Here is a 10,103-nt window from a genome sequence, read left to right as displayed (position 1 = left end):
CAGCGCGCCGGCAAGGTCCGCGCCGCACTCGACTACTCCTCCTTCGCCGGCCTCTACGGCGGCAACTACGCCGACCGCCTCACCCTCGTCCAACTCCCCGCCTGCGCCCTCACCACACCGCAGAAGAAGCAGTGCCGCACCACCCGGCCCGTCACGACCGTCAACAACACCGACAAGCAGACGCTGACAACGAAGTCGGTCGCCCTCAGCGCCGGCACGGCCACCGTCCTGGCGGCCACCGCGTCGGCGAGCGGCGACAAGGGTGACTACAAGGCCACGTCCCTGTCGGCCTCGTCGACCTGGAACACGGACCTGAGCAGCGGCTCGTTCGCCTGGTCGTACGACATGGCGGTGCCGAAGGTGCCCGGCGGGCTGACGCCGCAGGTCGGACTGTCGTACTCCTCCGGCGGTGTCGACGGCCGGACCGGCAACAGCAACAACCAGGCGTCCTGGGTCGGTGACGGCTTCGACCTGGCGCCCGGATTCATCGAGCGCAGCTACAAGAGCTGTGAGAAGGACGGGGCGACCAACGCCGACGGCAAGGAGCCGGGCGACCTGTGCTGGGCGTACGACAACGCCACCCTGTCGCTGAACGGCTCCGGCGGCGAGCTGGTGCCCAACGGCACCAACTCCTGGAAGCTGCAGAACGACGACGGCACGAAGATCGACCGGATCTACGGCTCGTCGTCCGACGTGCGTTCCAACGGCGCCCGCAACGACGAGTACTGGCGGGTGACCACCCCCGACGGCACCCGGTACTTCTTCGGCTACAACCGGCTGCCCGGCTGGGCCGGTGGCAACGAGACCACGGACTCGACGTGGACGGTGCCGGTCTTCGGCAACAACGCCGACGAGCCCTGCAACGCCTCGACGTTCGCCGCGTCCTGGTGCCAGCAGGGCTGGCGCTGGAACCTGGACTACGTGGTGGACCGGCGCGGCAACGCGGTCGCGTACTACTACGACAAGGAGACCAACTCCTACGGCCGCAACCTCAAGGCCGCCGACGACACCCCGTACGTACGCGGCGGGACCCTGGACCGCGTCGAGTACGGGCTGAAGTCGACCTCCATGTACAGCGCGAAGGCGCTGGCCAAGGTCGACCTCACCAGCAGCGAGCGGTGCATAGCCGACAGCTCCACCACCTGCTCGTCCATCTCCTCGGACTCCCAGTACTGGTACGACACCCCCTGGGACCTGAACTGCGAGGCGGGCACGGACTGCGACGAGGGCCGGTTCTCCCCGGCGTTCTTCACCCGCAAGCGGCTCACCGAGGTCGCCACCCAGGTGTACGACGGCAGCGGCTACAAGAACGTCGACTCCTGGAAGCTGACCCACCGCTGGGGCATGGCCGACACCGACTACCAGCTGCTGCTCGACTCCGTCCAGCGCACCGGCCATGACGACACGGCCTCGATCACACTGCCGAAGACCACCTTCTCCTACACCCAGCTCGCCAACCGGCTCGACAGGACCGGCGACGGCTACGCCCCGTACATCAAGGACCGGCTGTCCACGATCGCCGACGACTCGGGCGGCCAGATCGACGTCAACTACTCGGCGCCGGTCTGCGACTTCGACGCGCTGCCGACCCCGCAGACCAACACCACCCGCTGCTTCCCGCAGTACATCGGCGGCAGTTCGAGCGACGACCCCGAGCTGCAGTGGTTCAACAAGTACGTCGTCGACACGGTCACCGCGACCGACCGCACGGGCGGCTCGCCCGACCAGGTCACGATGTACGACTACCTGGACGGCGCCGCCTGGCACTACGACGATGACGACGGGATGTCCAAGGCGAAGCTGCGGACCTGGTCGCAGTGGCGCGGTTACGGCCACGTGCGGGTACGCACCGGCGGCCACGGCGGCGCCTCGGCCATGAAGACGCAGCAGGACTCGTACTTCCTGCGCGGCATGCACGGCGACCGCAAGGAGCCCTCCGGCGGCACCAAGTCCGTCTCCGTCACCCTGGACTCGGGCGAGGGCGACCCGATCACCGACCACGAGTCACAGGCCGGCTTCGCCTACAAGACCGTCACCTACTCCGGTCCCGGCGGCAAGGTCCTCGAGAAGTCGGTGAGCCGCCCCTGGTACAAGGAGACCGCGAAGAAGGTCCGCGACTGGGGCACCGTCACCGCCAACTTCACCGGCACCGCCTCCACCAGGTCGTGGACCTCCCTGGACGACGGCGCGGGCGCCAAGTGGCGCACCACCTCGGGTTCCGAGACCCACGACCCCGCCACCGGCCTGGTCGTGCAGAGCGAGGACCTGGGCGACACGACGACCGCCGCCGACAACCAGTGCACCCGCACCACCTACGTCGCCGACAGCGTCCCCCTGGCCAGCCCGGCACGGGTCGAGACGGTCGCCAAGGCGTGTGACGCCACCACAAGCCGCCCGGACGACGTCATCTCCGACGTCCGCACCGCCTACGACGGCGGGGCGTACGGCGCCGCGGCGACCAAGGGCGACGCCACCAGGACCGCGAAGCTCAAGACGTACAACGGCACCAGCGCGGTCTACCTGGAGTCCAGCTCCACCTTCGACGGCTACGGCCGCGCGCTGACCACCACCGACCTGACCGCCGACGTCACCGTCACGGCCGCCGGCGCGCTCACCCGGACCGCCCGCACCGGCGGACGGACCACCACCACCGCGTACACCCCGGCCACGGGCTTCGCGACGAGCAGCAAGGTGACCACCCCGCCCGCCACCACCGGCGACAGCACGACGGCACAGACGTCGAGCACCACCTACGAGACACTGCGCGGGCTGCCGCTCACCGAGACCGACACCAACAGCAAGGTCACGACCTACGCGTACGACGCGTTGGGCCGCACCACCAAGGTGTGGCAGCCGGACCGGACGACGGGCCAGACCCCGAGCTACGAGTTCACCTACACGATCACCGACGGCAAGCCGGTCGCGGTGGGCACGAAGACCATCGGCAACTCGGGTACGCAGGACACCAGCTACACCCTCTACGACGGCTTCCTGCGGCCCCGCCAGACACAGGAACCCGGCCCGGACGGAGGGACTCTCCTCGCGGACACCTTCTACGACGAACGCGGGTTGACCGCGAAGGAGTTCGCCACCTACTACATCACCGCCGCGCCGTCGAGCACGCTCTTCAAGCCCGCTGACGCGCTGAGCGTGGAGACCCAGAGCCGGTACACCTACGACGGCCTCGGCCGGGTGACCGAGATGAAGCAGATCGCCGGCAACGGCGACGGCGGAGCTTTCCTCGGCGTCACCAAGACCCTCTACGGCGGCGACCGCACCACGGTCATCCCGCCCGTCGGCGGCACCGCGCAGACCACCGTCACCGACGCCCGAGGCCGCACCACCGAACTGCGCCTGCTGCACACGCGTTCCGCCGACGCGGCCTACGACACCACGTCGTACGACTACTCGCCACGCGGTGAGCTGACCAAGGTCACCGACCCGGCGGGCAACGCCTGGACGTGGAAGTACGACCTGATGGGCCGGCTCACCGACACCACGGACCCGGACAAGGGCGCCGGGCACCTGGAGTACGACGACCGGTCCCAGATGACCCTCTCCAGGAACCCGCAGGGCACCCTGGCCTACGTCTACGACGGTCTGGGCCGCAAGACCGAGATGCGGGACAACTCGTCCTCCGGGACGCTGCGCGCCAAGTGGGCGTACGACACCGTCAGCGGCGCCAAGGGCCAGCTCGCCTCCAGCTCCCGCTTCAGCGGCGGCCAGGAGTACAAGTCGAGCGTCGTCGCCTACGACCGGCTGTACCGGCCGCTGCGCACCTCCGTCACTATCCCGTCCTCCGAGGGCGGCCTGCAGGGCACCTACCTCTCGGCGACCACGTACAACGACTCGGGCACGGTCCAGGGCGTCGGCTACCCCAAGGCCGGTGACCTGGCCGCGAACACCGTCACCTACACCTACGAGGACCGCACGCTGCGGCCCGTCGGGATCAGCGGCCCGCTGAACCTGACCGCGAGCACCAGCTACAGCCTCACCGGCAAGCCGCTGCAGTACTCCCTGGCCGCGAACGGCGGGAAGGCGACGTACGAGACCAACACCTACCAGTGGGGCACCCAGCGGCTCGAGACCTCGCGGGTGGACCGCCAGGACGTCTCGGGTGTGGACCAGTTCAACACCTACAAGTACGACGAGGCCGGCAACGTCCTGTCCGTCTCCGACACCTCCCGCTCCGGCACCGACAACCAGTGCTTCAGCTACGACCACCTCGGCCGGGTGAAGGAGGCCTGGGCCCAGTCGACCACCGGCTGTGTCGCCACTCCCACCACGGGCGCGGTGGGCGGTCCGGCCCCGTACTGGACGTCCTACACCTACGACAAGGTGGGCAACCGGCTCACCGAGACCGAGCACGCCACCACGGCCGGCGGCTCCGACACCGAGCGGGACTACCACTACCCGGACCCGGGTGCCGTGCGCCCGCACGCGGTGACCTCGGTGGACAACACCGCCGGGACCGTCAAGTCCCGCGACAGCTTCACCTACGACGACGCGGGCAACACCCGCACCCGGCTGCTGGCCGACGGCACCTCCCAGACCCTGGCCTGGGACACCGAGGGCCATCTGACGAAGGTCACCGAGCCTGTGGAGGGCGGTAGCGACAAGGTCACCGAGTACCTGTACGACACCGAGGGCAACCGCCTGATCGGGCGGACCCCGACCGAGACCACGCTCTACCTCGGTCCCACGGAGATCACCCTGGCCAAGGGAGCGACGGCCCCCAAGGGCACCCGCTACTTCGACCTCGGCGGCGGCCACACGGCCGTCCAGGCCAACGACGGGAAGATCTCCTTCGCCCTGGCCGACCACCACGGCACGGCCCAGCTGTCCGTGGACGCGACCACCCAGGCCCTGACCCAGCGCCGCACCCTGCCCTTCGGCGGGCCGCGCGGCACCGAGCCGACCAACTGGCCCGGCACCAAGGGTTTCGTGGGCGGCACGATCGACAAAGCCACCGGCCTCACCCACCTCGGCGCGCGCGAGTACGACCCCGCCCTGGGCCGCTTCCTGTCGGTCGACCCGGTCTTCACGGCCACCGACCCGCAGCAGATGCACGGCTACACCTACGCCAACAACAACCCGCTGACCCACTCCGACCCGGCGGGCACGGAGATCGGGTCCAAGCCCAACTCCTGCCAGTACTCCCTCGCGAACTGCAGCAAGAAGACCCAGAAGGAAGTCGGCTACGACCCGAAGTCCGGCACGACCGACTACCGCCGCGGCAACATCTACAAGCGCTCCCAGGCGGCGAAGAAGTACTGGGTGTCGACGAACACCCCGGTGACGAACGACATCGACGTCCTGGCGGACCAGTACTGGTCCCCCCGGATGAACGGGGAGTTCACGGACGACTTCTGGTACAACCCGGTCTACGAGTCGTCACAGAAGGGCCAGGAGGGCACTGCCTGCTACGGGCGTGAGGGATGCCGTCAGGCCTACCTGTACGTCCTCCACGGCGGCAAGGACGTCGAGAAGGCCAAGGAACTCGCGGCCACCTACTGCGTCTACAACGCCGAGGAGTGCAACGAGAAGGCCGCGGCCGTCGCCCGGGGCAACGTCATCAAGGACGTCGTCGCCACCGCGCTGCTGGCCTACGTGGGCGGAGCCCGCGGCGCCGTGAAGCCCTGCAACAGCTTCGTCCCGGGCACCCACGTGCTCATGGCCGACGGCACGACCAAGGCCATCGAGGACGTGCGTACCGGGGACAAGGTCCTCGCCACGGATCCCAGGACCGGCCGCACCACCGTCAAGACGGTCACCGCCGAGATCGCCGGCGAGGGCCGGAAGGACCTGGTCAGGATCACCCTGTCCCTCGAGACCGGTGGCGGGAAGAACACCGCTTCGGTCACCGCGACAGCCGGTCACCCCTTCTGGGTCCCGGAACTCGGCGCCTGGGTCGACGCCACGGACCTGGCGGTCGGGGAGCGACTCGACGCGTCCGACGGAACCGTCGTCCGGATCACCGGCGTCCGTCAGTGGACCCAGTCGGCCACGGTGCACAACCTCACCGTGGCGGACCTTCACACGTACTACGTGCTGGCGGGAGAGACACCGGTCCTCGTGCACAACTCGACGCCGGCCTGTGGGCCGTCCGTCGGGGCAGGCGCGAACATGGCGAATCTCTCCGGATCGGAGAGGGCTCGGATCCAGAACGCCGCGAACCGGATCGGGAAGCCGATCTCGGTTGTCGGTAGCCGGACACTGGGGCCGCGGTCGTCGTCGAACCCGAAGGGATGGCACGGCGAGTCCGACTGGGACTATGTGATCACGGGCATCAACAGCCGTAAGAAGCACTCCGTGTCGAGCTCGCTGCCGAAGGCCGACGTCACACTGGGCGTCGGGCGGCGGCAGGACATCTTCACCGGGCCGCTCGACACCAGCAGGCCCCATATCACCTTCTATCCACAGGGTTAGGGATGAACGAACAGGAAACCTCAGCCACGGTCCTGGCCGTCTCGGGAAACTACGCGGTGGTCGGTCTGCCGAACCGCCGCTATCCGGCACTGGCCGTACAGGGAGACTCTCTGAAGGTGCTTCAGGAGGCCGTCGAGGAGTTGGCCGAACATCTGGGTACGGGAGACCTGGAGGAGGCCGGTTTCTCCTTGGGGGAGATCCGGTCAACGGTCGCGTCGATGCTGTCGACGTATGAATCGGCTTCGCGCGAGGCCGGATTCGACCTCCCTTACGTGCGCTGAGACAAGCTCCACCTGTCACGGATGCCTCGCCGGATCTCTTCCGGCGAGGCATCCGCGGTGCACCTGTCTAACCCACTCGCTCCGACACCGACGCCCCGGACCCCACCCGGTCCGGGGCGTCGCGGCGTGTCAGGCGGCGCCCCCATCGCTGGGCCGGTGCCTCGACGCAGTAGTACGTCAGCACGCACACCGGCAACAGCACGGCGTAGAAGGCCACTTCGAGGACGAGGTCGTCGTGGCGGCGGCGGCCGATCGTGCCGTCGCTCACCGCCAGCAGCAGCGGATGCACCAGGTAGACCGAGTAGCTGATCGTGCCCAGGAACGTCAGCAGGCGCGGGATCCGTCGGCGGCGCACCGCCAGCCCGATGCCGAAGGTGACCACGGCCAGCAGGAAGGACACGATCCAGGCGCGCCGGGTGAAGTGCCCGCCGTCGCCGTCGACGTACGCGCTCCCGACCGCGCAGGCGACCACCAGAGCCGCCGCGCACCCCGCCCACGCCCAGCTGCTCTGCCCGGTGTCGGCCCGGTACACGGCCGTACCGAGGAACATCACGGCGAGGATCACCAGGCCCTCCCACACCGGGACGGTGCCGTTGAGGGCGACCAGGGCCAGGGCGAGCCCTCCGCCCAGCAGGCCCCCGAACACCTTCAGCACGGCCGACCCGGCGCTCGCGCAGCAGATGGCGACGACCATCACGACCGCCGCGAGCGCGATGAGCCGGCCGGTGCCGAACTCCTCGGAGAGGGCCGACGCCGGCAGCGCGAACCCCGCCGCCACGCTCAGCGCGGCAAGCCCCGCCAGGATGACGGCGACCGCGCCGGACCGCCGGTGCTGACGTACCGTGAAGAGCCCGACGACCAGCAGGTAGAAGGCCATCTCGTAGGAGAGCGTCCACAGGACGAGCAGGAGGTTGGGGGTGCCCAACAGCTCCTGGAACAGGGTGAGATGGGCCACCGCCACCGAGGCGAGGCTCTGCCCGCCGAAGTCCCGGATCTCCGCCACGCCGAAGTGGTCGGCCGCGATCAGACCGGCGACCACGGCCGCGCACAGCGGGTAGATCCGGAACAGCCGGCCCGTCCAGAACGTCCGCACACAGCCCCGGCGTTCCAGCGAGGCGGGGATGATGTAACCGCTGACCAGGAAGAACACCATGATGCCGTAGCGGCTGGTGTTGAACTCCGGCATCAACTCCCGGCGGAACTCTGCCATGAAGGAGTACGACGAGTGGTCGAACACCACGACGAGCGCGGCGATGCCGCGCAAGGCGTCCAGCCAGCCGAGCCGCGACGCCCCGGACGAGGCCGTCCGGGGCGTCGCGGCGAGTGATGACTTCATACCCGCTCTCATGTGCAGTTCAGAAAGAGGAGCGCTCCAGGTCGGTCAGCTTGCAGCTGCCGCCGCTCGTGCCGCCGTCGTCGACCGTACCGGCGGGCGCCTTCACCTCGACGGTGGCGGACTCGCCCGGCGGCACCGAGGGGATGCTGTTGTCCTCGGCGGTGTGCAGCACGGTGCCGCTCGCGTCCGTGAACTCCAGGTCGAACTCGTACGAATAGGTGCTGGTGGAGCTGGTGTTGGTGGCGCGGACACGGGAGACGAGGCCGTTGTCGTAGGTGCAGGTCTCGATCTTCAGGTCCCTCGCGGCGCCGCGCTGGGAACTCGACGAGCCGCCCGTCCCCACGGTGGTGCTGCCGCCCGAGGTGGACGTGGAGCCGCTGTCGGATCCGCCGCTGCTGGAGCCGCCGCTGGAGTTGGACGAGGAGGACGAGCCTCCCGAGCAGCCTCCCCCGCCCGAGCCACGGGCCCCGGTGAGAGCGAAGACGACGATGCCGAACACGGCGACGGCTCGGACATGACGAGTTTTCACGTTGCTCAACCCCCGTTGAGTAGCGTCGAATTGATGTCGCACGCACGCAAAAGGAACAACTGCGGCGGTGACAGGTGCACGACACCATACCGGTTTCAGCCGCGCGCCGTGTCCCCGTCCGCCGAGGCGCCGTCCCCCGCCGCGCGGCCTACGCGGTCCGCGCCGTCCCCGTCCCCTTCTCCGCGTCCAGGGCGTACACGCAGCGGTCCTTGCTGCAGGCGTACACGACACCGTCCTTGACGACCGGCGACCCGGTGATCTCCCCGCCCGTCGCGAGCTTCCACCGCAGTCGGCCGTCGTCTGCCTTCAGCGTGTAGAGGAGGTGATCGGTGGAGCCGAAGTGGATACGGCCCTCCGCCACCGACGGGGCGCCGACGATCTCTCCGCCCGCTTGGAAACGCCACTTCGGCGTGCCCGTGACCGCGTCGAGGGTGTAGAGCCCCTTGCCGCTGCCGACGTGCACATGGCCCGCGGCGACCAGCACCGGTTCCACCGAGGCACGGGACTCCGTCGCGATGCGCCAGCGGTCACGGCCGTCGGTCGCGTCGAGGGCGTAGACCGTGCCGAGGTAGTCGGCGAGGTAGACACCGCCGCCCGTGACGGCGGGACCCGGCGCGAACGTGGGGGCGGACAGGAACACCGCCGGGGCCTCGAAGTGCCAGCGGACATGACCGCCGGCGATGTCGATGGCGAGCACGCGGCTGCCGGCGGCGATGTACACGTAGCCGTCGGAGGCCGGCGTCAGCCGCACCGGGACGCCGCCGCAGGAGGCCGCGTCCCCGATCGGGTACGACCAGCGCTCCTCGCCCGTACGGGCCTCCAGCGCGCGCAGCCGGGCGTCCTTCCAGATGTACACCGTGCCGTCCTGGACGACCGGCCCGGCCTCCGGGGACTCGAAGTCGGTCTGCGCGCCGGTGAGCTCCCACAGTTTCTGCCCGTTGGACGCCTCCCAGCCCTGGACGCCGCCGCCCCGGGTGGCGGTGACCACCGTGCCCCGGTCGGCCTTCAGCGAGTACACCCAGGCCTCCGTGGACAGCCGCCACAGGTCGGCGCCCTCGCGGGCGTCGAGCGCGAACAGGGTCGGGCCGTCGGAGGCGTGGATACGGCCGTCCGCGACCGCCATCGACCAGGCCACGTCCCGGGTCTTGAAGCGGCGCCGTCCGGTGCCCACGTCCAGGGCGTGCACCTCGAAGGAGGTGACGTAGACGAGGTCGTCGGCGACGGACGGGGTGCCCCAGACGTCGTTCGACATGCGGAAACGCCAGGGGCGCCAGCCGGAGGCGGCCGGTTCCGGGGCGGGCGGAGCCACGGCGGGCGCGGGGTCGGCGCCGTTCACGCCGGCGCGCGGCCGGGACCAGGACGCGGCGAGACCGGCCTCGGGAGGGGGCGCCTTCACGGCGGCGGCGCGGGCGTCGGCGACGCGCGGACCGGGCCCGATGGGCACCTGACCGCCCGCGAGCCGTACCGGCCCGGTGTCGGGGGCGCCGAGCCCGACGGGCGCGGGGTCGTACGAGGGCGGGGGCGGCGG

The 10,103-nt window shown here is 69.9% G+C and carries 5 protein-coding genes; 2 read left to right on the top strand and 3 right to left on the bottom strand.

What is annotated here, in order from left to right; genetic code table 11:
• Positions 1–6,429: polymorphic toxin-type HINT domain-containing protein (locus P1P70_RS33525; protein ID WP_319244530.1), on the top strand; the 6,429-nt coding region annotated here is incomplete at its 5' end.
• A gap of 2 nt (positions 6,430–6,431) precedes the next feature.
• Positions 6,432–6,710 carry a DUF6959 family protein gene (locus P1P70_RS33520; protein ID WP_319244528.1) on the top strand — a complete coding sequence of 93 codons (279 nt, stop codon included), beginning with the start codon at positions 6,432–6,434 and terminating at the stop codon, positions 6,708–6,710.
• Positions 6,711–6,777: 67 nt separating this feature from the next.
• Here P1P70_RS33520 and P1P70_RS33515 read toward each other — a convergent pair whose 3' ends face one another.
• From P1P70_RS33515 to P1P70_RS33505, 3 genes are all read right to left on the bottom strand, one after another.
• Positions 6,778–8,046, bottom strand: a complete 1,269-nt coding sequence (locus tag P1P70_RS33515; protein ID WP_319244526.1) for an acyltransferase — start codon at positions 8,044–8,046, stop codon at positions 6,778–6,780.
• Positions 8,047–8,065: 19 nt separating this feature from the next.
• The gene (locus P1P70_RS33510) at positions 8,066–8,575 is read right to left on the bottom strand and encodes a hypothetical protein (protein WP_319244524.1); all 510 of its coding nucleotides are present in this window, start codon (positions 8,573–8,575) and stop codon (positions 8,066–8,068) included.
• A 148-nt stretch (positions 8,576–8,723) separates the two neighbouring features.
• The coding region (locus tag P1P70_RS33505; protein ID WP_319244522.1) for a PQQ-binding-like beta-propeller repeat protein at positions 8,724–10,103 on the bottom strand (1,380 nt) is incomplete at its 5' end.

The sequence above is a fragment of the Streptomyces sp. MB09-02B genome (genome assembly GCF_033794485.1).
Taxonomy (GTDB): Bacteria; Actinomycetota; Actinomycetes; order Streptomycetales; family Streptomycetaceae; genus Streptomyces.
The sequence above is the reverse complement of the archived record's forward strand: the minus strand, read 5'-3'. Positions and strand labels throughout refer to the sequence as shown.

Coding starts and splice junctions, on each gene's coding strand:
- P1P70_RS33520 (WP_319244528.1), top strand. CDS start 6,432: ATGAACGAACAGGAAACCTCAGCCACGGTCCTGGCCGTCTCGGGAAAC.
- P1P70_RS33515 (WP_319244526.1), bottom strand. CDS start 8,046: ATGAAGTCATCACTCGCCGCGACGCCCCGGACGGCCTCGTCCGGGGCG.